The sequence below is a fragment of the Pelomicrobium sp. P1 genome (genome assembly GCF_052805615.1).
This window is the reverse complement of the sequence record NZ_JBRBEM010000003.1, coordinates 287,730-311,717: the sequence shown is the minus strand read 5'-3', so window position 1 is coordinate 311,717 and position 23,988 is coordinate 287,730. Positions and strand designations below refer to the sequence as shown.

The window sequence follows — 23,988 nt, the reverse complement described above, 5'->3', positions numbered from 1 at the left end:
TTCCCCCGGCTGTCCCGGACGCTTCCGCGCTCAAAGGCTCGCGGGCTTGGCGAGCAACCCCACCCGCTTCACCTGCTGGGACTGGAGCAGGTCCAGGACCTTGACCACCTCCTCGTAGCGGGCGTCCTTGTCCCCGGCGATGACCACCGCCTGCTCGGGGTTGCGGGCCTGCTTCTGGCGGAGCAATTCCACCAGCTCTCCCCGGGTGATGTCCCGGGGCGCCCCCGGCTCGTTGCGGTCGCGCACCGCCAGCGCCCCGTTCTTGCGCACGATTACCTCCACTGGGGCGGTGGAAGGGGCGAGCGCCCGGCCCACCTGGGGCAGCTCGATCTGGCCGGGGTTGATGAGGGGCGCCGTCACCATGAAGATCACCAGCAGCACCAGCATGACGTCGATATAGGGCACCACGTTGATCTGGTTCATCAGGCGCCGGGAAGAGCGGCGTTCGAAGGCCATGGGGACTGTCTCCTCGGTGTCCGGACTAAACGTGGGCCTGGCGCTGGAGGATGTTGGAGAACTCCTCCATGAAGCTCTCGTAGCGGGTGGCCAGCTTGTCGATGTCCCGGGCGTAGCGGTTGTAGGCCACCACCGCCGGGATGGCGGCAAACAGGCCCATCGCCGTGGCGATCAGCGCTTCGGCGATGCCGGGGGCCACGTGGGCCAAGGTGGCCGAGACCACGTTGGAGAGGCCCCGGAAGGCGTTCATGATGCCCCACACGGTGCCGAACAGGCCCACGTAGGGGCTCACCGAGCCCACGGTGGCGAGGAAGGCCATGTGGGCCTCCAGCCGGTCCATCTCCCGCTGGTAGGTAGCGCGCATGGCCCGGCGCGTGCCCTCCATGGCCGCTTCCACGTTCATGCCGGGGCGCGACTTGTGCTTGGTGAACTCGCGGAAGCCAGCTTCGAAGATGCGGTTCAAGCTCCCGCCCGAGTGCCGGGCGTTGACCGCCGCCTGGTACAGGGTGGTGAGATCCACTCCGCTCCAGAACTCCTTCTCGAACTCGTCGGCCTGCTCCCGGGCGCGGCGGATGGTGAAGAGCTTGCGGAAGATGTACCACCAGGACATGAGGGAGACGGCCAGCAGCAGGGCCATCACCAGTTGCACGACGAGGCTGGCGTTGGCGATCAGGCCCACCAGGGAAAGATCAGGCGTCACTTGCATTCGTTTTTTTCCTCTAACGTACGATGGCCCGGCGGAGCTCGGGCGGCAGGCTCGCGGGCTTGAGGGTGCGAGCATCGACGCAAGCGAGCTCCACCATCGCCTCCGCGAGGATCTCGTGGTCGCGCTTCACCTCCTGCGTCACGGGCACGCGGCTGCGTCCCACCTGGTCGAGGCGCACGGTCACGTGCAGCAGGTCGTCGAGGCGCGCCGGGCGACGGAACTCGATGGAGAGGGAGCGCACGACGAAGACGATCTTCAGCCGTTCCGCCAGCTCCCGTAGCCCGAAACCGGCCTCCCGCAACCACTCGTAGCGGGCCCGCTCCAGGAAGTCTAGGTAGCGGCTGTGATAGACGACGCCGCCGGCATCCGTGTCCTGGTAATACACGCGCAAAGGGAGGCAGAAAGCCGGCCGGCTCGGCTCCGGCTCCGGCGCCGCCGCAGGTCTCATGCGCCCGTCCCGCGGCCGCGCGTCCTTTCGCGCCAGATCATTGCTCGTTCCACAGATCCCCGGTCAAAGCGTTGCGCGGCAGCCCCAGGCCGAAGTGCCGGTAGGCAGCCACGGTGGCCATGCGCCCGCGGGGCGTGCGCTTGAGATAGCCCTGCTGGATGAGGAAAGGTTCCAGTACGTCTTCGATGGTGTCGCGCTCTTCCCCGATGGCCGCGGCCAGGTTGTCCAGTCCCACGGGGCCGCCGCTGAACTTCTCCATGACGGCGAGGAGCAGCTTGCGGTCCATGAGGTCGAGCCCCAGGGGATCCACGTCCAGCATCTTGAGCGCCGCGTCCGCTACGGCCCGGCTGACCCGGCCGTCGGCCTTGACCTCGGCGAAGTCGCGCACCCGGCGCAGCAGCCGGTTGGCGACCCGGGGCGTGCCGCGGGAGCGGCGGGCGATCTCGAAGGCCCCCTCCGGGTCGATCGCCACGCCGAGCAGCCCCGCCGAACGCAGCACGATTGTCGCGAGCTCTTCGGGCGTATAGAACTCTAGCCGGGCCACGATGCCAAAGCGGTCGCGCAGCGGATTGGTCAGCATCCCGGCGCGGGTGGTGGCTCCCACCAGGGTGAACGGGGGCAGGTCCAGCTTCACCGAGCGCGCCGCCGGTCCCTCCCCGATCATGATGTCGATCTGGAAGTCCTCCAGCGCCGGATACAGGATCTCCTCCACCACGGGAGAGAGGCGGTGGATCTCGTCGATGAACAGCACGTCCCGAGGTTCCAGGTTGGTGAGCAGCGCCGCCAGGTCCCCGGGCCGCTCCAGCACGGGTCCCGAAGTGTGGCGCAGGTTCACCCCCATCTCCTTGGCGATGATGTGGGCCAGGGTGGTCTTGCCCAGCCCCGGAGGTCCGAACAGCAGCACGTGGTCCAGGGCTTCGGCGCGGCTGCGCGCGGCCTCGATGAAGATGGCGAGCTGCTCGCGCACCTTCGCCTGGCCCACGTACTCCTGGAGTAACTTGGGCCGCAGCGCCCGCTCGAACGCTTCCTCCTGGGGAGATGCCGGCGCGGCGGAAATCAAGCGATCGGTCTCGATCATGCAAAAGCGGGGGAAAGCGAGCGGCGCGGGGCGGGGAGCGAGAACGGTTCTACCCTTCCTCGGTTGCGCGATTGCTTCTCCTCACCCATCACTCCCCGCTCTTTTCACGCCTTCGAAAGCAGCTTGAGCGCCTGCCGGATGCCGTCGGCCACGGAGAGGCTTGCATCAAGCTGCCCCACGGCCCACTGAGCTTCGCGGTCATTATAGCCCAGGGCTAGGAGCGCATTGAGGATGTCGCCGCCCGGCGACAGGCCCGCCGCTTCGCCGGCGGCGCCGGCCTCCGCCTTGAGCCGGTCTCTGAGCTCCAGCAGCAGCCGCTCCGCGGTCTTCTTGCCGATCCCGGGGATCCTGGTCAAGCGCCCGGCGTCCTGGCTCGCCACCGCCTGGTTCAACTCCTGCACCGAAAGGCCGGAGAGAACCGCCAGGGCCGTGCGCGCGCCGACGCCGGCGATCTTCAGCAGTTGCCGGAAGGTGCGGCGCTCCTGAACGGTCCAGAAGCCGAAGAGCTGGTGGGCGTCCTCCCGCACCACCAGATGGGTGAAGAGCGTCACCTGGGCGCCGGTGGCGGGCAGTTGATAGAAGGTGCTCATGGGCACGTCGATCTCGTAGCCCACGCCGTGGGCGTCCACCAGCACCATGGGCGGGTGCTTCTCCACCAGGATGCCGCTGATGCGGCCGATCATCGCAGCCTCCCCCGACTCACCCGGTAGCCGGCGGTGGGCAGCCTCCCGAGCCCCATGCCGCCGTGAGCGTGGCAGATGGCGCAGGCCAGGGCATCGGCCGCGTCCGCGCTGGGCGGGCCGGGAAGGTGGAGCAGGCGCTTCACCATCTCCTGCACCTGTTCCTTACGCGCGTGGCCGTTGCCCACCACCGCCTGCTTCACCTGCAGCGCCGTGTACTCGGCCACCGGCAGCCCGTGGGTCACGCAGGCGCAGATGGCCGCCCCCCGCGCCTGGCCGAGGAGCAGGGTGGAGCGGGGATTGACGTTGACGAACACCTCCTCCACCGCCACCTGCTGGGGCCGGTATTCGCCGATCACCCGGCTTAGGCTTTCGAGGATGGCCCGGAGCCGCCCCGGAAGCTCCCCGTCCGGGGTGCGGATGCAGCCGCTCGTCACGTAGCCGAGCTTCTGTCCCGCCTTGTCGAGAATGCCGAATCCCGTGACCTGGAGCCCGGGGTCGATGCCGAGGATGCGGGTGCCGCCCTTCACTCGGTGAGCACCGCGGTGGTGTACACCTCCTGGACGTCGTCCAGGGCCTCCAGCGCGTCCAGCAGCTTGCGCATGCGGGCGGCGTCTTCCCCCCTGAGCTCCACCTCGGTGACGGGACGCATGGTCACTTCCGCCACTTCCGGCTTGAGCCCCGCCGCCTCGATCTTTTTCCGGACCGCGTCGAAATCCGCCACCGCGGTGATCACTTCCAGGCTCCCGTCGTCGTTGACGATCACGTCTTCGGCGCCCGCTTCCAGCGCCGCCTCTATGAGGCGGTTCTCGTCGGTGCCGGGGGCGAACACGAGCTGGCCGCAGTGCTTGAACAGATAAGCGACGCAGCCGTCGGTACCCAGGTTGCCGCCGTGCTTGGTGAAGGTGTGGCGCACGTCCGCCACGGTGCGCGTCCGGTTGTCGGTCAAGCAATCCACCATCACCGCCGCGCCGCCGATCCCGTAGCCCTCGTAACGCACCTCCTCGTACTCCGCCCCTTCGAGCTGGCCGGTGCCGCGCTTGATCGCTCGCTCGACGTTTTCCTTGGGCATGTTGTGCTCGAAGGCCTTGTCGATAGCGAGCCGCAGCCGGGGGTTGGCGGCCGGGTCGCCCCCGCCCTCCCGAGCGGCCACCGTGATCTCCCGGATGAGACGAGTGAAGACCTTACCCTTCTTCGCGTCAGCCCGTTCCTTGCGGAAGCGAATGTTCGCCCATTTGCTGTGACCTGCCATGACCTGCGGAAGCTCGCGCAATTCGCTGTTTTGAATCGGCTAATGGTACCATTGCGAACGCCCGCCCCGAAAGCCGGAAAGGATCCTCCATGGCCGATCCCATCCTGGTTGCCAAGAACGCCCGGCACGAGCTGTCCCTCCTGCCCAAGATGGGGAACCGCCACGGCCTCATCACTGGGGCCACGGGCACGGGCAAGACGGTGACGCTGCAAAGGCTGGCGGAAGGCTTCAGCCGCATCGGCGTGCCCGTGTTCCTCACCGACGTGAAGGGCGACATCTCCGGCCTGAGCCAGCCCGGGGGCGGGAACAAGAAGGTGGAGGAGCGCCTCGCGGTCTTGGGGCTCGAGGGCTTCGAGTACCGCGGCTGCCCGGTCGCCTTCTGGGACGTCTTCGGCGGCCAGGGCCATCCGGTGCGCGCCACCGTCTCCGAGATGGGCCCCCTGCTCCTCGGGCGCATGCTGGGCCTCAACGACACCCAGCAAGGCGTCCTCACCCTGGCCTTCAAGATCGCCGACGACGCGGGGCTCTTGCTCCTCGACTTGAAGGACCTGCGGGCCCTGCTCACCCACGTGGGCGAGAACGCCCGGCGCTTCGTCACCGAGTACGGCAACGTCTCCGCCGCCAGCGTCGGGGCGATCCAGCGCGCTCTACTCGCCCTGGAGCAAGAGGGAGCCGAGGCGCTCTTCGGCGAGCCGGCCCTGGACATCCAGGACCTGATGCGCACCGAGGGGGGCGAGGGAGTGGTCAACATCCTGGGCGCCGAGCGGCTCATGAACGCGCCCCGGGTCTACGGCGCGTTCCTCCTGTGGCTGCTCTCGGAGCTGTTCGAGAACCTGCCCGAGGTGGGCGATCCGGAAAAGCCCCGGCTGGTGTTCTTCTTCGACGAGGCCCATCTCCTCTTCGACGACGCCCCCGAGGCGCTGCTGGACAAGATCGAGCAGGTGGTGCGGCTGATCCGCTCCAAGGGCGTAGGCGTGTATTTCGTCACCCAGAATCCCCTGGATGTGCCCGACCGGGTGCTGGGCCAGCTCGGCAACCGCATCCAGCACGCCCTGCGGGCCTTCACGCCCCGGGACCAGAAGGCGGTCAGGGCCGCCGCCACCACCATGCGTGCGAACCCTGCCCTCGATTTGGAACAGGCCATCACCGAGCTGGGCGTGGGCGAAGCGCTGGTGTCCCTGCTGGACGAGAAAGGCCGCCCCGGCGTCACGGAGCGGGCCTTCATCGTGCCGCCCGCGAGCCACATCGGCCCGATCGCGCCCGAGGTGCGGGAACGATTGATCCGCGCCTCCCCCCTCTACGGGCGCTATGAGAAGACTGTCGATCGGGAGTCGGCCTTCGAGGTGCTCAAGGCCCGCGCCGGGCAGGCAACGGCGGGCGCGGGAGAGCCCTCCCAGCCAGAGGAGCAAGGAAGCCTGGGCGGGCTGCTGGACAAAGCGTTCGGCGGTGGAGCCGGGCGGCGCCAGTCGGCGTTGGAGGCCATGGTGAAGAGCGCGGCCCGCACCGTTGGCGCGGAGCTGGGCCGGCAGCTCCTGCGGGGAGTGCTGGGCGGGCTCCTGGGGGGCACCCGGCGCCGCCGCTGAAGGGGTGCAGATGGCTGCGCCGCCGCGGAGCGAAGGCTCGGGTGCTACCGGTGCGCTGCTCGCGGCCGTCGGGGCGGTGGGCTTCTCGGGCAAGGCGATCCTGATCAAGCTCGCCTACGCCTACCCGGTGGACGCCGTGACCCTCCTCGCCCTGCGGATGCTGATGTCGCTGCCCTTTTTCGTGCTCATGGCGCTCCTGTCCGGGCGCAACCCGGGCTACTCCATGGAACGCGGCGACTGGGGAGCGATCCTAGGCCTCGGCTTCCTCGGCTATTATCTCGCCAGCTACCTGGACTTCCTCGGGCTGCAATACATCTCCGCGGGGCTCGAGCGGTTGATCCTGTTCCTCTATCCGACGATGGTGCTCGCTATTTCCGCCCTGGCCCTGAAGCTCCCGGTGACCCGGATGCACGTGGCGGCCCTGGCGCTCTCCTACGGAGGCATCGTGCTGGTCTTCGCCGACCATGTGCGGCTCGCCGGCAACGCGGCCGAAACGGCCCTGGGGAGCCTGCTGGTCTTCGGCAGCGCCCTTTCCTACGCCATCTATCTGGTGTGGGGCGGCCAGGTCATCACCCGGCTGGGCAGCGCCCGCTTCACCGCCTACGCCATGACGGTGGCGAGCGTGTTGTGCATTCTCCAGTTCGCCCTCACCCACCCCTGGTCCGCCCTGGGGCTGCCCGCCCCGGTGTACGGCTACGGCTTCCTGATGGCGGTGCTCTCCACCGTGCTGCCGGTGTGGGCCACGAGCGAAGGCATCCGCCGCATCGGGGCGAGCCGCGCCGCGCTGGTGGGCGCCATCGGGCCGGTTTCCACCATCTTTCTTGCCAACCTGTTTCTCGGCGAGCCCATCACCGCGCCCCAGCTCGCGGGCGCGGGGCTGGTCCTGGCGGGCGTTCTGCTGCTCAGCCTCAAGGCGGGCGTGCAGCCCGCCCGCTCTTAGCCCACGAAGAGGAGGAGACCCCATGCAGGAGTGCATCTTTTGCCGGCTGGTGCGGAGGGAAATCCCGGCCAGCATCGTGTATGAGGACGACGCGGTGATCGCCTTCATGGACATCGGGCAGGTGAACCCGGGCCACGTGATCGTGGCGAGCCGCGCCCACCATCGCAACCTGCTGGACCTGGACGAGGCGCTGGCGGGCGAGTGTTTTCGCGTCGCCGCCCGCATCGCCAAGGCGGTGAAGAAGGCGACCGGGTGCGCAGGGCTCAACCTGTTCCAGGCCAACGAGGCGGCCGGGTTCCAGACGGTCTACCACTTCCACCTGCACGTGCTGCCGCGCCACGCCAACGACGGGCTCAAGCTCGTCTGGCCGACCCAGAACCCGCCCCGGGAGGCGCTGGACCGGATGGCGGGCGAGATCCGCGCCGCGCTGACCTAGCCGAACGACTCGCGTCCGCGCCCGAACCGCGCGGGAACCGATTCGCGCCCTGACGCGTCTTTAAGTCTTACGGGACGCGGCCGGGAAGTCGGGGGGCAAAATCTCCCGTCGCCTGCGATGCTGACCCGCGGCGACGGCCGCGGCGGGAGGAGGACGAACGGAAACCCGTTCGGACTGAGGATGGCGATGGCAAACCCAGGCGAAGCCGCCCCGGAGGAATCCTCGTCCCGGGACGCCGGCCGCCGCCGCTTTTTCGAAAAGGAGATACGGCGCCTGACGGATCGGCTCTACGGTGTCGCCCTGCGCTTGACCCGCAACCCGGCGGACGCCGAGGACCTGGTCGCGGAGACCGTCGCCAAGGCCTGGTCCCATCTCGATGAGTTGCGCGACCCGCTGGGCTTCGGCAAATGGATCATGCGCATCCTCACCAACACCTTCATCAGCACCTGGCGGCACCGCCGGTGCCAGCGCGAGGTGGCGTGGGAGGATGAGGCGGCCGGTGACGAAGGGGAGCCCGACGAGGACCGGTTTTCCCTGTTCGAGAAGCTGCACCAGCCGTTTCTCCTCTGGTGGGGCACGCCCGAGCATGCGTTGCTCAACAAGCTCTTGCGGGAAGATCTCGAGAAAGCCATCGACTCGCTGCCCGACGAGTTTCGCCTCGTGGTGGTGCTGGTCGACCTGGAAGGGTACGCCTACGCGGAAGCCGCCGAGCTGCTGCACGTGCCGGTGGGCACGGTGCGCTCGCGCCTGAGCCGGGCCCGGGGACTGCTCCAGCGGGCCCTTTGGAAGCAGGCCGTCGACACCGGGCTTCTGCCCGGGGCGGCGCCGCACAAGGAATGAACATGGCCAGGCGAACCGTGAACTGCGAAGAGGTCCTGCGGCACCTCTTCGCCTACATCGACCAGGAGCTGGACGCCGAGGCGAGCGCCGAGATCGAGCGCCACCTCGAAATCTGCCGCGGCTGTTTCAGCCGCGTACAGTTCGAGCGCAGGCTCAAGGCGCTAGCCCGGGAGACGGCCTCGACTGAGGCGCCCGAGCGCCTGCAGCGACGGCTGAAAGCGCTGATCGACAGCTTCTAGAAGCGCTCGACGCGCGGGTCAACGAGGGGCATCGATGGTCGCCATCTTTGGATACTCTCGAGACGTCATCCTCGCCGCCGTCAGGGAGATGTACACGGCGGTGGCGACCGAGCCCTGCGGCCCGTTCCATTTCCCGGTGGGGCGTGCCGCGTGCCGGGCGGTGGGCTACCCGGAAGAGGTCCTCGAAGCGCTCCCGGAGACCGCGGTCGAGTCCTTCGCCGGCGTGGGTTACCCGTTCCGCGCCGATGCCATCCGCCCCGGCGACACGGTGCTCGACATCGGCTCCGGCTCGGGGACGGACGCCCTCATCGCCAGCCGCATCGTCGGCCCCCGGGGCAGGGTATGGGCCCTCGACATGACCCCCGCCATGGCGCAGAAGCTGCGCCGCCTGGTGGCGTCCCTGGGCATCGCCAACCTCCAGGTGATCGAGGGATCGGCGGAAGCCATTCCCCTTCCCGACGCCAGCGTGGACGTGGTGACGAGCAACGGGGTGCTCAACCTGGTGCCCGACAAGCGCCGGGCCGTCGCCGAGATCTTCCGGGTGCTCCGTCCCGGCGGCCGGGTGCAGATCGCCGACATCGTCATCGGCCGCCCGGTGGACGCCGAGTGCCACGACGACCCCAAGCTTTGGGCGGAATGCGTCGTCGGCGCGACCGTGGACGAAGACTATCTCGACCTGTTCCGCGACGCCGGGTTCGCCGACGTCCGCGTCCTGGGAGAGCACGACTACTTCGCCCACAGCCGCAACGCGGAGACTCGCCGGATCGCCCGCCGCTTCGGTGCCCGCGCAATCGAGATCGCCATGGAGCGCGGCAGCCGTCCGTCCAGGGCCGCCGCGCTCGCCCGGCGCCTGGACCCGCGGCGGCTTCTGCGCTCCCTCGAGCGCCGGGGACTCGCGGGCGTCCTCGCCCTAGCCCTGGCGCTCGCCGCGTGCTACGGCACGCTGGCGGCCCTGGCGATGCTATCCCTGCTCGGCGTGACGCTGGTGATCGACGAAGGAGCGTGGACCGGGACGATCCTGCTGTTCGCCGTCCTCGCGGCGGCGGCGGTGGCCGGCGGGTACCGGCGCCACCGTTCCGCGGCGCCGCCGGCCCTGGCCCTCGGAGGCGCCGTGCTGATCGGTTATGCCCTGTACGGGTCTTATAGCCTGGCCATCGAGCTGGCGGGGTTCGCCCTGCTCGCCGCGGCGGTTTACGCGGATTTCCGCCTGCGGCGGCGGAATGGGATGTTGTCCGCTTCCCATCAGGAGGAGGCCGCCGGAAAGAGGATGCCCCCCTGACCCGACCATGGACGGTCCCGGATCGGTCCCATGGGCGAGGTGGCGGAATCGATCCTGGCGATGGAGGCGGCCAGCCCGCTCTCCGACGGTCTGCCGGAGGGCCGGGAAACGGCCTCTGAGCGGTTGATCAGTGGTTTTCGCCACGAGGAGGGCGCCATGAAAGGCTTAAAGATGGTGAAGTTGTCGATAATCGCGCTCGCGTTGGGCACATTCGGCGTGCCCGGGGCGTGGGCGGCGGGCCCGTACCGGGGAGAGGGTCACCTCATCACGGCGGGCGACGCGTTCACTTGGTCGGATGTGGCGTCGATGGCACCCGGGGCCAAGATCGCGGTCATTGAGGGGCCCTTGAACGAGGCGGTGCCGTTCATTTTCCGGCTCAAGCTCCCCGCCAACTACAAGATCGCGCCCCACTGGCATCCGGCGTACGAGCGGGTCACGGTGATCTCGGGAACGCTGTACTTCGCCGCCGGCGACCGGTTCGCACCGGAAAAAGCCACGGCGTTGCCCGCCGGGGCGGTCGCCATCATGCCTCCCAAGATGCCCATGTACGGCTTTACCAAGGAAGAGACCGTCATCCAGGTCCATGGAACCGGCCCCTGGGGCATCGAGTACGTGAACCCCGCGGACGATCCGAGGAAGAAATGACGCTCCGGCTTTAGCCGATCGGGACGGCCCGAACACCGGGCCGTCTTTTTTTTATCGGCCCAAGAGAACGCCTGGGAGCCAGAGGGCGATCTGGGGGAAGAAGAACACCAGCATCAGGCCCACGAGTTGCAGGCCCAGGAACTGGAGCATGCCCAGGTAAATATCTTTGAGCTCCCACTCGGGCATGACGCCCTTGAGGAAGTAGGCGGCCAGCGCGACGGGAGGCGAAAGCCACGCAGTCTGGAGGCAGACCGCCACCAGGGCGCCGAACCATACCATGTTGACGTCGAGCTGGGCGATCACCGGCAGCATGACCGGAAGAAAGATGAGGACGATCGGCGCCCAGTCCAGAGGCCACCCCAGGAAGAAAACGAGTGCGAGCAGCAGAAGCAGCAGAACCGTGGGCGGCACCCCGAGCCCGAGCAACGCATCGGTAATCATGAACGGGGTCTGGAGAATGGAGAACACGGCGCCGAAGTAATTGGACGCGGCGATGAGAAACAGCACCACGCTCGAAGTCTCCAGCGTCTGCAGCATGGCGGCCTTGAACTTCCGCCAGTCCATGCGCCGGTAGGCGAGCGTCAGGCAGAAGGAACCGAAGGCGCCTACGCCGGCCGCTTCCGTCGGCGTGGCCAGCCCGGCCAGGATGCTGCCGAGGGTGGCGGCGATGATCACGACAAGGGGAAGCACGCCCTGAGCGAACTCCTTGACGATGTAGCCGACCGAAGGGGCCCGCTCGGCGTGAGGAAGCGGCGGCCCCAGGTGGGGCTGGAAGTGTGAGCGCACCAGGCAATAGACCAGGAACAGCCCCGCCAGGAGAAAGCCGGGTAACACGGCGGCGGCGAACAGCTCCAGGATGGACACGCGCAGAATCGGGCCCATCACGATGAGCATGACGCTCGGGGGAATGAGAATGCCCAGCGTGCCGCCCGCCGCAATGGCGCCGGCGGAGAGTCGGGGATCGTACCCGCTCTTCTGCATCACCCTGCCCGCCATCAGCCCGATGACGGTGACCGACGCCCCGACGATGCCGGTAGCCATGGCGAAGACCGTGGCCGTGGCCAGGACCGCCAAGTAAAGGGAGCCCCGCAAGGGGGCGAACATGAGCCGGAACGCGCCGAAGAGCCGCTCCATGAGCCCCGCGCGCTCCAGAATGAGCCCCATGAAGACGAACAGCGGCACCGCCGCCAGGGTCGACGCCTCCATCGTGCTCTGGAATTGCACGATCATCAGCCCGAAAGCGTCGGTGCCCACCCCGAGGTAGCCTGCGACGAGGGCCACGAAGAGCAGAGTGAAGGCTATGGGGAAGCCGGCCAGGAGCAGCACGAACAGGGCGACGAGCAGCCACAGGCCCAGCACTTCCGAGCTCACAGCCATCTCCCCCTGATCAAGGCGTAGATGCTCTTGAGGGTTTCCGAGACCCCCTGGATCAAAAGCAGCGCCCCGGTCACCGGGATGACCGCCTTGAAGGGGTAGAGCGGAGGCATCCACGGGCTGGTGATGGCATGTTCCTTGAGGCGCCAGGAGTCATAGAAAAAGTCCCATCCGTACCACAGGAAGATGGCGAGGCCGGGAAAGAAAAAGAACACGTAGGCGACCGTGTCCACGAAGGCCTGCCAGCGGACCGGAAAGCCGTTGTAGAGGAAGTCGGTGCGAATGTGGGCCCTCCGCTTCAGCGCGTAGGCCGCCCCCAGCATGAAGAACGCCCCGTAGAGCATGAAACTCGCGTCGTGGGCCCAGATGGTCGGCGCGTCGAAGAAGTACCTGGCCACCACCTCGAACACCATCACGCCGACGAGCGGCACGATCAGCCAGGAAACGAGCCATCCCGTCCGCTCGGCGAAGGTGTCGAGGGCGTGGATGACGCGCAGCAGCGCCCGGGGCGGCAGCGTCTCCGGCGGGGAATGGCCGCCGCTGTCGGGCGCTCTTTCGTTCAGGGCTTGCTCCATGGGGTTGGTCTGGCGGGGGTGGAGGCGGGAGGCTCCGGTGCCCCGGGCGCGGGAAGCGCTCCGATCCCAGGGATAATTGCACCCGCCCCTTGACGCCGGTCGAACGACTCACCTGCGCCGAGGGGGTACCGGAGCGGGCGCTTTGTTTCGAACCGCGCCGTTTCGCCCGTCCCGTCCGCCCCGTGCCCTCGACCGATTTGCCTGTCCCGATCCCCTTACTTCGGCGCCTGCGGCCGGATGACCGCGTTCTCCGACAGGCTGAAGTAGATGCGCAGCACTTCGCCCCACCACGGCGCGACGGTGAGGGCGAAATTGCGCTGGGACTCCACCACCCTCTTGAAGAAGGCGTCTTCCCGCGAGCGCTTCTCCAGGACGCGGCCGGCGGCCTGCATGAGGCCGGCATGAATGTCGGGCGGCGTCGGCGAAACGGTGATGCCGTGCTTCTCCCGCAGCGTCTTGATCGTCTCGGCGTTGCGCACGATGTCGCTGGCGAAGGTGTCCACGATGGTCGCCATCGCGGCCGTGCGCACGATCTCCTGGAGATCCTTTGGCAGCTTGTTCCAGAAGCCCTTGTTGATGACGATCTCGCCCACGTCGATGAACTGATGGATGCTGGCGAGGTAGTAGCGCTTGAAGGTCTGGTGGAAGCCGAAGGCGATGTCCTCCACGGGATTGATCCATTCCGCGCCGTCGATCACCCCCCGCTCCGCGGCCGGAATGATCTCTTCGCCCGGAAGGAACACGGCGGAGACTCCCGCCTCCTTGAAGATCTCGCCGGCGAGACCTGGGGGCGAGCGATACTTGATCCGCTGGAACTGCTTCATGTTCTCCACCGGAACCTTGAACCAGCCGAGGGGCTGCCAGCCCGAGGGGGTCACGAACACGGAGACCACATTCACGCCCATGACGTTCTGCAGCAGCTCGTGGTAGAGCTCCAGCCCGCCGCCCTTGTACATCCAGGCGAAATGGGTCAACTGGTCCAATCCGGCCATGGGCCAGACCGGCGTGTTGCTGAACAGGGATGTGGCGGGATGCTTGCCGCTCCAGTACTGGGGCCAAGCGAAGCCCGCTTCCAGGATGCCCCGATGGACCGAGTCGAGGATCTGGGGAGAGGGCACGATGGCGCCCGCGCCGAAGACCTGCACCTTCAGCCGCCCCTCGGACATGACATCGACCCGGCGCGCGAACGCCTCCAGCATCTCGAAGGACATCGCGCCGGAAGGCACCGCCGCCTGAATGCGCATGCGGAAGGTTTCCTTCGCCAGCGCCGTCGACGGCGTGTGAATCAATAGGCTCAGCGCCGCCACCATGGCCAGCGCCGCCGCTTTGCTCAAGCCGATCAGCTTAACGCGCCTATCCATGCCCTGCCCTCCCCCTGGTGTTATTTAAAGAAAGCGCTTACATTTTTCAGGTTAGACAAACTTTGCGGATCGCGCAACCCTTTTTACCGGCCTGGCGGAAGGGCCGGGACGCCCGTCGCACGGGGCGCGGCACGAGAGCAAGGGGATGGAAATGAGCAAGTCCTGGGAAATCGGAAACATCGGCGATGCGTTCGAGCCGTCGCCGCTTCCCGGCACCGTCGCCGAAGCGGCATACCGCTTGCGCGCGGGCGCGCTGACGGCGGTCAACCTCACCCGCGCCTGCCTGGAGGGCATCGCGCGCCTGGATCACCGGCTCAAGGCCTTCATCACGGTCGCCGAAGACGAGGCGCTGGCAACGGCGGAAGCCATGGACGCCGAGCTCAGGCAAGGCAAGGACCGGGGCCCGCTCCATGGCATTCCCATCGTTCACAAGGATCTTTATGACACGGCGGGCATGCTGACCACGGTTGGATCGGAGCTGTTCCGCCAGCGCGTTCCTCGGGAGGATGCAACAGTCGTGCGCAAGCTCAGGGCGGCCGGCACTGTGATGCTGGGCAAAACCAACCTGAGCGAATTTGCTGCCGGCACGTCGGGAACCAATCGGGCCTTCGGCGACACGTGCAATCCCTGGGACCTCGCCCGCTCGGCCGGGGGCTCCTCCAGCGGCACGGCGGCGGCGCTCGCGGCCGGCCTGTGCCTGGGCGGCACGGGCACGGACACCGGCGGCTCCATCCGCATCCCCGCGAGCTGGTCCGGGATCGTAGGCATCCGTCCCACCTTCGGGCTGGTGAGCCTGCACGGCTGCCATCCGCGCGCCTACAGCCTGGACTGCGGCGGTCCCCTGGCACGCACGGTGGCCGACGCCGCGATCCTGCTCAACGCCATGGCGGGCTACGACCCGCGGTACAGGCACTCGATCCGCGCCCCCAAGGCGGATTACACCGCGGACCTGGACAAGGGCGTGAAGGCATTGCGCCTGGGGATCATCGAAGATTACACCTTCCGCGACATCGACCCGGAAGTGGCGGGCGCGGTACAGGCGGCCGTGAACCAGCTTGCGCAATTGGGCGCCGAGATCAAGGTCATCAAGGTTCCCGTGTTGAACGATTCTCTGGAGCATTCGTTCCTGCTCGACCTCCTGTTCTACGAGTTCAACCAGATCCTGGGCGACCGGTACCGGGCGATCGAGAACAAGGAAGAAATGTTCGAGCCCATCGTGCGCGAGAACATCGCCCGAGGCGAAACGATCTCCCGGGAAGCCTACGAAAAGCTTCTCGCCGAGCGGCCCAAACGCATCGCGGCGATGAAGGAAATCTTCAGGGAGGTGGACGCGCTGCTCACGCCCACGGCGCCGACGGCAGCGCCGCCCCTCGACGCTGGCCCCGAGGTGTACGATCGCGCTCGCCGATTCAATCTGCCCATCAGCTTTCTCGGATTGCCCGCCGTTTCCGTGCCGTGCGGCTTCAGCGCGGCGGGACTGCCGATCGGGCTGCACCTCGTCGGCGACGCGCTCCAGGAAGCGTTGCTACTGCGGATCGCCGCGGCGTATGAAGAGGCCACCCGGTTCTATCAAAGACGGCCGCCGGTGCACATCGCCCGCGGGCCGCAAGCTTATGTCTGACCGTCCCCGAGGAGCGTTGAAGTGGGAGGTGCGCCCGCACGTTTCTGGCGATACCACACTGCCCCTCGCCTTCGCGCCGAGGCCCGGTCCCTCTTGGAGCAAGCCGCCGAGGCAACACGAATCCACTTACGGGCACAGCGTTGATAGCCCAAGCGATCGGTAAGCCAGCGGGCCATGATGCCTTTGAGGCCGCCCTCGCCGCGGGCCGCGCGACGCCGCGCCGCCTCCATGTCAGACGTTGAAGCGGAAGTGGATCACGTCGCCTTCCTGGACCACATAGTCCTTGCCTTCCAGCCGGAGCTTGCCCGCCTCCTTGGCCCCTTGCTCGCCGCCGCAGGCGATGAAATCGGCGAAGGAGATCACCTCGGCGCGGATGAAGCCGCGCTCGAAGTCGGTGTGGATGACCCCCGCCGCCCGGGGCGCGGTGTCGCCCCGATGGATGGTCCAGGCGCGTACCTCTTTGGGTCCGGCGGTGAAGAAGGTCTGCAGCCCGAGGAGCGCGTAGGCGCTGCGGATCAGGCGATTCAAGCCCGGCTCCGCGAGCCCCAGGTCGGCGAGGAACAGCTTTTTGTCCTCCTCGGGCAAATCGGCGATCTGGGCTTCCAGCGCCGCGCACAGGGGCACCACGGGTGCCTCTTCATTCGCCGCGTAGGCCTTAAGCCGCTGCAGGAGGGGGTTGTCGCCGAATCCTTCCTCGTCCACGTTGGCCACGTAGAGCACGGGCTTCAGGGTGAGCAAGCACAGGGGCTTGACCCGCTCTTGCTCCTCGAGGGTGAGATCAAGGGTGCGCGCCGGCAAGCCCTGGTTCAGGTGTGCCTCGAGCCGCTCCAGCACCGCCACCTGGGCGCGCGCCTCCTTGTCCCCCGCGTTGGCCGGCTTCTGGTAGCGGGCGAGGGCCCTGCCCACGGTGGCTAGGTCCGCCAGGGCGAGCTCCGTGTTGATGGTCTCCACGTCGGCGACGGGATCCACCTTGCCGGTCACATGGGCCACGTTTTCGTTTTCAAAGCAGCGCACCACGTGGGCGATGGCGTCGGTCTCGCGGATGTGGGCGAGAAACTGGTTGCCCAGTCCCTCGCCCCTGGAGGCCCCCGCCACCAGCCCGGCGATGTCGACGAATTCCACGATGGCCGGCACCACCTTCTGGGGTTTGACGATGGCGGCGAGCTGGGCGAGCCGGGGGTCCGGCACCTCCACCACCCCCACGTTGGGGTCGATGGTGCAGAAGGGGTAGTTCTCCGCCGGGATGGACGCCTGGGTGAGGGCGTTGAACAGGGTGGACTTGCCCACGTTGGGCAGTCCCACGATGCCGCACTTGAGTCCCATCGATAATCCAGGAATAAGAGCGAGGAAAGGAGCCGGGACAGGGAGAGGCTGGCGGCCGGCAAAAAGATGCTCCCGCAGGCCGTTCACGCCTCCCGCTTGGCCGCTTTCGTATGGAGCTTCAGCATGGCCGCTTCCATCTGTCCGCGGGCGATCAGGGGCCACACGCCCAGGCCCCGCGCCATTGCCTCCTCGATGGCCACGCGCTCCTCGTTTCGCGGCGGGCTCAACACGTATGCAGCCACGTCGCCGCCCACGCCCGGATGCCCGATGCCGAGGCGCAGCCGCCAGAAGTCCTGGGTCCCGAGCTGGGCAGCGACGTCCTTGAGCCCGTTGTGGCCCGCGACGCCGCCGCCGCGCTTGAGCTTGATCGTTCCCGGAGGAAAGTCCAGCTCGTCGTGGACCACCAGGATGCTTTCGGGGGCGATCCTGTAGAACCGGGCCAGGGCGCCCACCGCCCGACCGCTCAGGTTCATGTAGGTCAAAGGCTTGAGGAGCCACAGGTCCACGTCTCCCTCGGCGACTCGCGCCACGGCGCCGTGGAACTTGGGCTCTTCCCGCCAGGCGGCGCGCTGGCGCTCCGCGATGCGCTCGACCCACCAGAAACCGGCGTTGTGCCGGGTGCCGGCATACTGGGGGCCGGGATTGCCGAGACCCACGACAAGCCGCATTGACGCTTTCTCGATCGACGGCAACAAAAAGCCCGCCACGGCGCTTCACCGGTCCATGGCGGGCTCGGCGGGCGAGCTGCCCTCAGCCCGCCATCAGGATTCTTTCTTTTCCTCCTTCTTCTCTCCGCCCACCAGCGGGACCTCCGCAGCCACCGGCGCCGCCTCCACGGCCTCTTCCTCCATCGCAACCCGATGCACCAGAATGGTGGCCACCACCGGGTTGTCCCCCTTGTTGAGCGCCACCGCCTCCACCCCTTCCGGCAGCTTGATGTCCGCCAGGTGGAGAGAATGCCCGACGGTCAGATGGCCCACGTCCACCTCGATGTACTCGGGCAGGTCCTTGGGCAGGCAGACCACGTCCACTTCCGTCATGACGTGGCTGACGATGCCGCCCGAGAGCTTGACCCCGGGTGCGATCTCGGCGTTCACGAAATGCAGCGGCACCTTGATGTGGATCTTCTGGTCCTGGGCCACCCGCTGGAAGTCCACGTGCAACACCTGCTTCTTGAAGGGGTGCATCTGCACATCCCGCAGCAGCACCTGTTCCTTCTTCCCCTCCAGGTCCATGGTCAGGATGGAGGAATGGAACGCCTCGTGCTTCAGGTTGTTCATCAACGCCAGGTGTTCCACCTGAATCGGCAGGGCAGGCTCCTTACTCCCGTAGAGGATCCCCGGCACCCAGCCGGAACGGCGCAGGCGGCGGCTCGCACCCGTACCCTGCACGTTGCGCGTTTTCGCGCTCACTTCCATCTTCATTGCGACTCTCCCTTCAAAGGTTGCCCGCGACCAGGCAACGGTTGGTCAATGGCGAATACGGCCAATGAGGGTTCTGCGGCCCTTTTTCCTCCATCCGCTCATTCCATGAACAGGGAGCTCACCGAGTCCTCGTTGCTGATGCGCAACATGGTCTCGGCAAGAAGCCCCGCCACGGTGAGCTGGCGGATCTTGCAGCACTTCTGGGCGTCTTCCCGCAGTGGGATGGTGTCGGTCACCACCAGCTCGTCCAGCACCGACTGGCTGATCCGCTCCACCGCCCTGCCTGACAGCACCGGATGGGTGCAATAGGCCAGCACCCTCTTCGCCCCGTGATCCTTGAGCGCCTGGGCCGCCTCGCACAGGGTGTTGGCGGTGTCCACCAGGTCGTCCATGATGACGCAAGTACGCTCTTCCACTTCGCCGATGATGTTCATCACCGTGGCGACATTGGGCTTGGGCCGCCGCTTGTCGATGATCGCGAGATCCGATTCCAGGCGCTTCGCCACCGCCCGGGCCCGCACCACGCCGCCCACGTCCGGCGACACGACCACCATGTCCTCGTAATCGTGTTTCCACAAGTCGCCCAGCAGGATGGGGGTGGCGTAGATGTTGTCCACTGGGATGTCGAAGAAGCCCTGGATCTGGTCCGAATGCAGGTCCATGGTGAGCACCCGGTCCACGCCCGCACTGGTCAACATGTTGGCGATCATCTTGGCAGTGATGGGCACCCGAGCCGAGCGCGGGCGCCGGTCTTGGCGCGCGTAGCCGAAGTAGGGGATCGCCGCGGTGATGCGGCCGGCGGAGGCGCGCTTGAGCGCGTCCACCATGACCAGCACCTCCATCAGGTTGTCGTTGCTGGGCGGGCAGGTGGACTGGAGCACGAACACGTCCTTGCCCCGCACGTTTTCCAGGATCTCCACCATCACTTCGCCGTCGCTGAAGCGCCCCACGGTGGCCCTGCCCAGATGGATGTTGAGGTGGCGCACCACGTCTTCGGCAAGCTTGGGATTGGCGTTGCCGGTGAACACCATCATGTCGGCGTAAGGCATAACCAGGTCTCGGAATTTCAACGCTTGAGGACCGATCGTGGATGGGTTGAAGGTAACCTGCACCGTCGGGGTGGAGAGCCCGGGCGGGGCGGTGTGGCTGGGGAGGTAGGATTCGAACCTACGAATGCCGGAATCAAAATCCGGTGCCTTACCACTTGGCGACTCCCCAGCGAAGACGGTCAGGGATCGACCCGCGCCGGCTCGGCCGGATCGAGCGCCGACGGCTTTCAGTCAGCGAAGTCGTGCAGCGGGTGCCGATCCATGCCCTGGGCCACGAAGCCTTCCAGGTCCCGGGGCCGCAAGTCCAACACCCGCCGCGCCTCTTCTTCCCGGTCGAACGCGGCGAACACGCACGCCCCCGACCCGGTGAGCCGCGCCTGGGCATAGCGCTCCAGCCAGCGCATGCAGGCATCGACCTGGGGAAAGCGGCGCCTCACCACGGGCTCCAGGTCGTTGCGCCCCTGTTCCACCGAAAAGGCGCTCATTTTGATGGGATTCGTGTTGCGTGTCAAATCGCCGCTGGCGAAGATTTCCGCCGTGGAGACAGCCACCTGCGGCACCAGCACCAGATACCAGGCGGGCGCAAGGGGAATCTCCGTCAGCCGCTCCCCTACCCCTTCCCCGAAGGCGCTGCGGCCGAAGACGAACACCGGCACGTCGGCCCCGAGCCGAAGCGCGAGCGCCATCAATTGCGGGCGGGGGAGATTGAGCCCCCACAGCCGGTTCAGGGCGAGCAGGGTAGTGGCCGCATCGGAGCTGCCGCCCCCCAGCCCGCCGCCGATGGGCAGGCGCTTGTCGATCTCGATCTCCACCCCGAGCCGGGTCCCGGAGGCCGCCTTGAGCAGGCGGGCCGCGCGCACGGTGAGATCCTCTTCCGGCGCCACCCCCGGCACGCCCCCCGGGCGCCGGATTTCCCCGTCTTCCCGCACGCGCAGCCGCAGCCGATCCCCGTAGTCGAGGAAACGGTACACCGTCTGCAGCAGATGGTAGCCGTCGGGACGGCGCCCGATCACGTGCAGAAACAGGTTGAGCTTGGCGGGTGCGGGGAAATCCACCCCGGTCAAGGTCTGGCCCACTGGTCGATGGTCAAGCGGATTTCCAGCTCCCCGCGACGGGCGCTCAAGGTGCGGGGCAGGGCTCTCCCCTCCGCCTTATCGGCATAGGCGAGGTAACGGATCTCCCAGCCGTCCTGCACTAGGCTCATCAGCCGTCCCGCACCGTCGTAGCGAGCCTCTCCCGGGGAAGCCGGGTTGGGTCGCCCCGTGGCCCAGTAGGCGAGCCCTCCCAGGGGCAGTTCCCATCCCAGCACCTCCCGGGTGAGGCTCGCCGCGTCCGCCGCCTGGTACGCCCGGCCCTCGGAGGTGACCAGGGTCACGGCGCCGCCCGCCCCCGTCACCCGGGCCACGGCCTGCCCCAGGGGCGAGACGATCCACAGCTCGTCCCGGGCGGGGGTATGGGTCCAGCGCACTCCGCCGTTGAAACCCTCCTCGCCGTGGCGCACGCCGATGCGGCCGGCGAGGAAAAAGGCGTCCATCGTGGCCGGGGGCCCCCCCGCCGGCTCGGGCAGGCTGGCGCAGGCGGCGAGGAGCAGCGCCGCCCACGCGGCGCCTTTGCGGACGCGATGGAAAGAAAGGAGAACCGCCAAGGAGAAAACCTGCTCAGCGAGCGTTCAGCGCGCGAACTTGCGCACGGCATCCAGCAGCACTTTATTGTCGGGATGCTCGCTTAAGGCGGAATCCCACACCTTGCGCGCCTCATCCTGCCGGCCGAGCACCCACAACACTTCTCCCAGGTGGGCGGCGATTTCCGGGTCGGGCCGCAGCCCGTAGGCCCGCTGCAGGTAATCCAGCCCTTCCTGGATGCGCCCCATCCGGTACTCGACCCAGCCCATGCTGTCCAGGATAAAGGGATCGTCGGGCGCCAGCTCTAGCGCTTTCTCGATCAGCCGGCGCGCCTCGTCCAGCCGCTGGTTGCGGTCCGCCAGGGTGTAGCCCAGGGCGTTGTAGGCGTGGGCATGGTCGGGCTTCAACCGGATCAGGGCGCGCAGGTTTTTCTCCAGCACATCCAGGCGGTCCAGCTTCTCCGCCACCATGGCTTGGTCGTAGAGCAGGTCGGGGTTCTCGGGCATGCGCTCGAGGGCCTTGCCGAGGAGATCGAAGGCCTCCTGATAGGCCTCCGCCTCCCGCAGCAACTGGGCCTCGGCCAGGACCAGGGGGACCTCCTGGTCCGGATTCTCCTGCGCCACCTGCCGCAGGTAGGTCCGCCCTTCCTCCATCTTGCCCTGCTTGGCCAGCACGGTAGCGTAGCGCACCCGGGCCTGGAGCTGGTGTTCTCCTTTGCCCACGGACAGGTACCAGGCGGCCGCCTGGTCGTAGCGCTTGCGCTCCTCCTCGAGCTGTCCGAGGAAGAAGCGGATCGCGTCCTTGTCCCGGTAATTGAGTTCCAGCGCCTGGCCAAAATACCCCGCCGCGGCGTCGTAGTCCTTGAGCTGCATGGCGAGGAGTCCCACAGCCACCAGCACCTCCGGGTTGCGCGGATGATCCGCCAGCACCGCCTGAAACTGCTCCCGGGCGTCCCCATAGCGCCGCTCGGCGGTGAGGGCCCGGGCATAGGCGAGGCGCACGTCCCGGGCTTTCGGGTACCGGGCCAGGTAATCTCGGTAGAGGGCAAGCGCCTCCTGCGGGGAATCCTGGCGCACGAGCTGGGCTTCCAGCAATAGGGCGAGCTCCCACTCGGGCTTCAAGGCACGGGCCCGGCGCACCTCCGTGAGGGCCGCCTCCCGTTCCCCCGCGTTGGCCGCGGCCTGGGCTACGGCGAAGTGGGCTTCGGCCAGGTCCGGGTAGGACCGGGCCAGCTCCCGGGTGAGCTTGAGCACGGCCGCCTTGTCGGAATGGCGGGCGAGGAGGTTATTGAGCTGCAGGAAACCCTGACCCACGTTGTCGCCCTCGTCGGCGAGAAGCTGCTGGAGATGGGGCCGGGCTTCTTCCAGGCGGCCCCCCGCCACCAGCAGCGCCGCCACGGTCTGGCGCGCCCGCTCCGCCTTAGGGTCCAGCTCCAGCCACAGTTGCGCCGCCTCTAGCGCCTCCGAGGAGCGGCGGGCGTAGACCGCGATCTCGGTGGCGCGGCTCGCGATGCGCGGATCCCGGGTCTTCCTGGCGAGATCCAGGTAGGCCTGGCTCGCTACGGCGAACTCCCCCCGCTGGCTGGCGATCTCGGCCAGCAGGAATTGGTACAGCAACTGGCGGGTGAGCTCGAGCTTGGGAAGTTCCGGTTCGGAGGAAGCGAGCGCGGGTGGCGCAGCCGAGGGATTCTCTGCGGCCGGCGGCCGCGCCTGGGCCAACTCGTGGCGGGCCGCCACCTGGGCGCATCCCACGAGCGCCATCACCGGCAATAGGACGAATGCGCAGCGCACGAAACGGATATCGGGTCGGGAAGCCTTCGTGTTTAGAGGCGGGAGGCCGTTCCAGGTTCGCGCCGCGGACCGGCACCGCCGTGCCGGTCTCCGGCTCGCGATGGCGACAGACCAACATATTAGGTATATTTAGCCACCGTCACAAGCGCCGATGGGACGCGGCGCGCGAGCGCTGCGCGTCTCGCACCGGTTTCCTCCGTCCTCATGAATCATTCCGCGACGGCCACCGTCACGCTCGCCGCCCAAGGCCTCGCGCGCCGCTTCGGCGAGCGCCTGGCGGTGGCCCGGGTGGACCTGGAGCTGAGAAGGGGCGAAGTGCTTGGCTTCCTCGGTCCCAACGGCGCCGGCAAGACCACCACCATGCGCATGCTCACCGGCACGCTCGCGCCCAGCGCTGGGCGCGTCGAAGTGTGCGGCATCGACCTGCTGGAGCGTCCCCTAGAGGCGAAAGCCCGCATCGGTTACCTGCCGGAGACGCCGCCCCTCTACCGGGAGCTGACCGTGGACGAATACCTGCGGCTGGCGGCGCGCCTGCACCGGGTGCCGCGGGGCGGGCTGCGGACCGCGGTCGCTCGGGCGAAGGAGCGCTGCGGGCTCGCCGAGGTGGGCGACCGCCTGATCGGCGCCCTGTCCAAGGGCTACCAGCAGCGGGTAGGCATCGCCCAGGCGATCGTGCACACCCCCGACGTGCTGATCCTGGACGAGCCGACGGTGGGGCTGGATCCGAACCAGATCCGGGAGATCCGCCACCTCATCCGCGAGCTGGGCGGAGACTACAGCGTGATCCTCTCCACCCACATCCTGTCGGAGGTGGAAAGCGTGTGCGACCGGGTGCAGATCCTGCATCAGGGACGGGTGGTGTTCGACGACACCCTGGCGGCCGCCCGTTCCAGCGGCGGGGCCGGTAGCCTCGTCGTGGGCTTGAGGCGGCCGCCGGCGGAGGAGGCGATAGAGGCCATCCCCGGCGTCGCCCGCGCCGAACGCCTGCCCTCGGGGGAGTTTCGCGTGCACTGCGCGCCGCAAGAGGATCCCACCGACGCGCTGGTGCGGGAGTCGGTGCACCGGGGCTGGGGCCTTTATCACCTGGCGCCGTGGCCCGCCACCTTGGAGGAGGTGTTCACCCAGCTCACGGCGGGCGACGAAGCCGCCCCGCCGGTGGATGGCGAAGAAAGGCAGACCGACGAGGAGGCAGCCGCGTGAGCCACCCGGCGAGGGACCCCGCCGCAGGCGGGGATCGACGGCAAAGCGAATGCGGCCGGCTGCCGAC

Annotated in this window: 26 protein-coding genes and 1 tRNA gene; 9 read left to right on the top strand and 18 right to left on the bottom strand. The window is 67.8% G+C overall.

Annotated elements, in window-relative coordinates; translation table 11 throughout:
* Positions 1–30: 30 nt before the first annotated feature.
* The 7 genes from tolR to ACUVYZ_RS05200 all read right to left on the bottom strand — a co-directional run bounded on the left by tolR (position 31) and on the right by ACUVYZ_RS05200 (position 4,620).
* On the bottom strand, positions 31–456 hold the full coding sequence (gene tolR, locus ACUVYZ_RS05230) for a protein TolR (RefSeq protein WP_439933610.1): 426 nt from the start codon (positions 454–456) through the stop codon (positions 31–33).
* Positions 457–481: 25 nt separating this feature from the next.
* Positions 482–1,162, bottom strand: coding sequence for a protein TolQ (gene tolQ / locus ACUVYZ_RS05225; protein WP_439933609.1), 681 nt, complete (start codon positions 1,160–1,162; stop codon positions 482–484).
* 13 nt (positions 1,163–1,175) lie between these two features.
* A complete protein-coding gene (gene ybgC / locus ACUVYZ_RS05220) occupies positions 1,176–1,610 on the bottom strand; it encodes a tol-pal system-associated acyl-CoA thioesterase (protein WP_439933608.1) in 435 nt (144 codons plus the stop codon).
* A 37-nt stretch (positions 1,611–1,647) separates the two neighbouring features.
* Entirely contained in the window at positions 1,648–2,688 is a 1,041-nt protein-coding gene (ruvB, locus tag ACUVYZ_RS05215) for a Holliday junction branch migration DNA helicase RuvB (protein WP_439933607.1), read from the bottom strand.
* Positions 2,689–2,792: 104 nt separating this feature from the next.
* Positions 2,793–3,371 carry a Holliday junction branch migration protein RuvA gene (ruvA, locus tag ACUVYZ_RS05210; protein WP_439933606.1) on the bottom strand — a complete coding sequence of 193 codons (579 nt, stop codon included), beginning with the start codon at positions 3,369–3,371 and terminating at the stop codon, positions 2,793–2,795.
* Complete coding sequence (ruvC, locus tag ACUVYZ_RS05205) at positions 3,368–3,898, bottom strand: crossover junction endodeoxyribonuclease RuvC (RefSeq protein ID WP_439933605.1); 531 nt, start codon at positions 3,896–3,898, stop codon at positions 3,368–3,370. The genes ruvA and ruvC overlap by 4 nt, the downstream gene beginning before the upstream one ends.
* A complete protein-coding gene (locus ACUVYZ_RS05200; RefSeq protein ID WP_439933604.1) occupies positions 3,895–4,620 on the bottom strand; it encodes a YebC/PmpR family DNA-binding transcriptional regulator in 726 nt (241 codons plus the stop codon). The genes ruvC and ACUVYZ_RS05200 overlap by 4 nt, the downstream gene beginning before the upstream one ends.
* An 89-nt stretch (positions 4,621–4,709) precedes the next feature.
* Between ACUVYZ_RS05200 and ACUVYZ_RS05195 the strand changes: the two genes are divergently transcribed.
* The 7 genes from ACUVYZ_RS05195 (at position 4,710) to ACUVYZ_RS05165 (ending at position 10,582) form a co-directional block, all read left to right on the top strand.
* The gene (locus ACUVYZ_RS05195; protein ID WP_439933603.1) at positions 4,710–6,203 is read left to right on the top strand and encodes a helicase HerA-like domain-containing protein; all 1,494 of its coding nucleotides are present in this window, start codon (positions 4,710–4,712) and stop codon (positions 6,201–6,203) included.
* A 10-nt stretch (positions 6,204–6,213) separates the two neighbouring features.
* Entirely contained in the window at positions 6,214–7,143 is a 930-nt protein-coding gene (locus ACUVYZ_RS05190; RefSeq protein ID WP_439933602.1) for a DMT family transporter, read from the top strand.
* Between the two features lie 22 nt (positions 7,144–7,165).
* Positions 7,166–7,579 (top strand): HIT family protein, encoded by a 414-nt coding sequence (locus tag ACUVYZ_RS05185; protein ID WP_439933601.1) that lies wholly within the window; start codon positions 7,166–7,168, stop codon positions 7,577–7,579.
* A 186-nt stretch (positions 7,580–7,765) separates the two neighbouring features.
* The gene (locus tag ACUVYZ_RS05180; protein WP_439933600.1) at positions 7,766–8,419 is read left to right on the top strand and encodes an RNA polymerase sigma factor; all 654 of its coding nucleotides are present in this window, start codon (positions 7,766–7,768) and stop codon (positions 8,417–8,419) included.
* Between the two features lie 2 nt (positions 8,420–8,421).
* Positions 8,422–8,658: an anti-sigma factor family protein gene (locus tag ACUVYZ_RS05175; protein WP_439933599.1), complete on the top strand. Its 237-nt coding sequence runs from the start codon at positions 8,422–8,424 to the stop codon at positions 8,656–8,658.
* A 34-nt stretch (positions 8,659–8,692) separates the two neighbouring features.
* A complete protein-coding gene (locus ACUVYZ_RS05170; RefSeq protein WP_439933598.1) occupies positions 8,693–9,937 on the top strand; it encodes a MerC family mercury resistance protein in 1,245 nt (414 codons plus the stop codon).
* 171 nt (positions 9,938–10,108) lie between these two features.
* Positions 10,109–10,582: a cupin domain-containing protein gene (locus ACUVYZ_RS05165; RefSeq protein WP_439933627.1), complete on the top strand. Its 474-nt coding sequence runs from the start codon at positions 10,109–10,111 to the stop codon at positions 10,580–10,582.
* 51 nt (positions 10,583–10,633) lie between these two features.
* On the opposite strand, the gene ACUVYZ_RS05160 is transcribed toward ACUVYZ_RS05165, so the two are convergent.
* The 3 genes from ACUVYZ_RS05160 to ACUVYZ_RS05150 form a co-directional block, all read right to left on the bottom strand.
* Positions 10,634–11,959: a TRAP transporter large permease gene (locus ACUVYZ_RS05160; protein ID WP_439933597.1), complete on the bottom strand. Its 1,326-nt coding sequence runs from the start codon at positions 11,957–11,959 to the stop codon at positions 10,634–10,636.
* On the bottom strand, positions 11,950–12,531 hold the full coding sequence (locus ACUVYZ_RS05155) for a TRAP transporter small permease subunit (protein WP_439933596.1): 582 nt from the start codon (positions 12,529–12,531) through the stop codon (positions 11,950–11,952). The genes ACUVYZ_RS05160 and ACUVYZ_RS05155 overlap by 10 nt, the downstream gene beginning before the upstream one ends.
* 215 nt (positions 12,532–12,746) lie before the next feature.
* Positions 12,747–13,892 (bottom strand): TRAP transporter substrate-binding protein, encoded by a 1,146-nt coding sequence (locus ACUVYZ_RS05150; protein WP_439933595.1) that lies wholly within the window; start codon positions 13,890–13,892, stop codon positions 12,747–12,749.
* Between the two features lie 151 nt (positions 13,893–14,043).
* Between ACUVYZ_RS05150 and ACUVYZ_RS05145 the strand changes: the two genes are divergently transcribed.
* Positions 14,044–15,513, top strand: coding sequence for an amidase (locus ACUVYZ_RS05145; RefSeq protein WP_439933594.1), 1,470 nt, complete (start codon positions 14,044–14,046; stop codon positions 15,511–15,513).
* Positions 15,514–15,744: 231 nt separating this feature from the next.
* Here the strand turns inward: ACUVYZ_RS05145 and ychF are convergent, their stop codons facing one another.
* The 8 genes from ychF to ACUVYZ_RS05105 form a co-directional block, all read right to left on the bottom strand.
* Positions 15,745–16,836, bottom strand: coding sequence for a redox-regulated ATPase YchF (ychF, locus tag ACUVYZ_RS05140; RefSeq protein ID WP_439933593.1), 1,092 nt, complete (start codon positions 16,834–16,836; stop codon positions 15,745–15,747).
* Between the two features lie 83 nt (positions 16,837–16,919).
* On the bottom strand, positions 16,920–17,504 hold the full coding sequence (gene pth, locus ACUVYZ_RS05135) for an aminoacyl-tRNA hydrolase (RefSeq protein WP_439933592.1): 585 nt from the start codon (positions 17,502–17,504) through the stop codon (positions 16,920–16,922).
* 93 nt (positions 17,505–17,597) lie between these two features.
* Positions 17,598–18,260 (bottom strand): 50S ribosomal protein L25/general stress protein Ctc, encoded by a 663-nt coding sequence (locus ACUVYZ_RS05130; RefSeq protein ID WP_439933591.1) that lies wholly within the window; start codon positions 18,258–18,260, stop codon positions 17,598–17,600.
* A gap of 98 nt (positions 18,261–18,358) precedes the next feature.
* Complete coding sequence (locus tag ACUVYZ_RS05125) at positions 18,359–19,309, bottom strand: ribose-phosphate pyrophosphokinase (protein WP_439933590.1); 951 nt, start codon at positions 19,307–19,309, stop codon at positions 18,359–18,361.
* A gap of 94 nt (positions 19,310–19,403) precedes the next feature.
* Positions 19,404–19,478 (bottom strand) — tRNA-Gln (locus ACUVYZ_RS05120).
* Positions 19,479–19,536: 58 nt separating this feature from the next.
* A complete protein-coding gene (ispE, locus tag ACUVYZ_RS05115) occupies positions 19,537–20,385 on the bottom strand; it encodes a 4-(cytidine 5'-diphospho)-2-C-methyl-D-erythritol kinase (protein WP_439933589.1) in 849 nt (282 codons plus the stop codon).
* Positions 20,370–20,954, bottom strand: a complete 585-nt coding sequence (gene lolB, locus ACUVYZ_RS05110) for a lipoprotein insertase outer membrane protein LolB (protein ID WP_439933588.1) — start codon at positions 20,952–20,954, stop codon at positions 20,370–20,372. The genes ispE and lolB overlap by 16 nt, the downstream gene beginning before the upstream one ends.
* 24 nt (positions 20,955–20,978) lie before the next feature.
* On the bottom strand, positions 20,979–22,721 hold the full coding sequence (locus ACUVYZ_RS05105; RefSeq protein ID WP_439933587.1) for a tetratricopeptide repeat protein: 1,743 nt from the start codon (positions 22,719–22,721) through the stop codon (positions 20,979–20,981).
* A gap of 204 nt (positions 22,722–22,925) precedes the next feature.
* Between ACUVYZ_RS05105 and ACUVYZ_RS05100 the strand changes: the two genes are divergently transcribed.
* The gene (locus ACUVYZ_RS05100; RefSeq protein WP_439933586.1) at positions 22,926–23,921 is read left to right on the top strand and encodes an ABC transporter ATP-binding protein; all 996 of its coding nucleotides are present in this window, start codon (positions 22,926–22,928) and stop codon (positions 23,919–23,921) included.
* The last annotated feature ends 67 nt before the right edge of the window (positions 23,922–23,988 follow it).

Excerpts from the sequence above, each read along its gene's own strand:
- tolR (WP_439933610.1), bottom strand. The coding sequence starts at position 456 with ATGGCCTTCGAACGCCGCTCTTCCCGGCGCCTGATGAACCAGATCAAC.
- tolQ (WP_439933609.1), bottom strand. The coding sequence starts at position 1,162 with ATGCAAGTGACGCCTGATCTTTCCCTGGTGGGCCTGATCGCCAACGCC.
- ybgC (WP_439933608.1), bottom strand. The coding sequence starts at position 1,610 with ATGAGACCTGCGGCGGCGCCGGAGCCGGAGCCGAGCCGGCCGGCTTTC.
- ruvB (WP_439933607.1), bottom strand. The coding sequence starts at position 2,688 with ATGATCGAGACCGATCGCTTGATTTCCGCCGCGCCGGCATCTCCCCAG.
- ruvA (WP_439933606.1), bottom strand. The coding sequence starts at position 3,371 with ATGATCGGCCGCATCAGCGGCATCCTGGTGGAGAAGCACCCGCCCATG.
- ACUVYZ_RS05200 (WP_439933604.1), bottom strand. The coding sequence starts at position 4,620 with ATGGCAGGTCACAGCAAATGGGCGAACATTCGCTTCCGCAAGGAACGG.
- ACUVYZ_RS05195 (WP_439933603.1), top strand. The coding sequence starts at position 4,710 with ATGGCCGATCCCATCCTGGTTGCCAAGAACGCCCGGCACGAGCTGTCC.
- ACUVYZ_RS05190 (WP_439933602.1), top strand. The coding sequence starts at position 6,214 with ATGGCTGCGCCGCCGCGGAGCGAAGGCTCGGGTGCTACCGGTGCGCTG.
- ACUVYZ_RS05185 (WP_439933601.1), top strand. The coding sequence starts at position 7,166 with ATGCAGGAGTGCATCTTTTGCCGGCTGGTGCGGAGGGAAATCCCGGCC.
- ACUVYZ_RS05180 (WP_439933600.1), top strand. The coding sequence starts at position 7,766 with ATGGCAAACCCAGGCGAAGCCGCCCCGGAGGAATCCTCGTCCCGGGAC.
- ACUVYZ_RS05175 (WP_439933599.1), top strand. The coding sequence starts at position 8,422 with ATGGCCAGGCGAACCGTGAACTGCGAAGAGGTCCTGCGGCACCTCTTC.
- ACUVYZ_RS05170 (WP_439933598.1), top strand. The coding sequence starts at position 8,693 with ATGGTCGCCATCTTTGGATACTCTCGAGACGTCATCCTCGCCGCCGTC.
- ACUVYZ_RS05165 (WP_439933627.1), top strand. The coding sequence starts at position 10,109 with ATGGTGAAGTTGTCGATAATCGCGCTCGCGTTGGGCACATTCGGCGTG.
- ACUVYZ_RS05160 (WP_439933597.1), bottom strand. The coding sequence starts at position 11,959 with ATGGCTGTGAGCTCGGAAGTGCTGGGCCTGTGGCTGCTCGTCGCCCTG.
- ACUVYZ_RS05155 (WP_439933596.1), bottom strand. The coding sequence starts at position 12,531 with ATGGAGCAAGCCCTGAACGAAAGAGCGCCCGACAGCGGCGGCCATTCC.
- ACUVYZ_RS05150 (WP_439933595.1), bottom strand. The coding sequence starts at position 13,892 with ATGGATAGGCGCGTTAAGCTGATCGGCTTGAGCAAAGCGGCGGCGCTG.
- ACUVYZ_RS05145 (WP_439933594.1), top strand. The coding sequence starts at position 14,044 with ATGAGCAAGTCCTGGGAAATCGGAAACATCGGCGATGCGTTCGAGCCG.
- ychF (WP_439933593.1), bottom strand. The coding sequence starts at position 16,836 with ATGGGACTCAAGTGCGGCATCGTGGGACTGCCCAACGTGGGCAAGTCC.
- pth (WP_439933592.1), bottom strand. The coding sequence starts at position 17,504 with ATGCGGCTTGTCGTGGGTCTCGGCAATCCCGGCCCCCAGTATGCCGGC.
- ACUVYZ_RS05130 (WP_439933591.1), bottom strand. The coding sequence starts at position 18,260 with ATGAAGATGGAAGTGAGCGCGAAAACGCGCAACGTGCAGGGTACGGGT.
- ACUVYZ_RS05125 (WP_439933590.1), bottom strand. The coding sequence starts at position 19,309 with ATGCCTTACGCCGACATGATGGTGTTCACCGGCAACGCCAATCCCAAG.
- ACUVYZ_RS05100 (WP_439933586.1), top strand. The coding sequence starts at position 22,926 with ATGAATCATTCCGCGACGGCCACCGTCACGCTCGCCGCCCAAGGCCTC.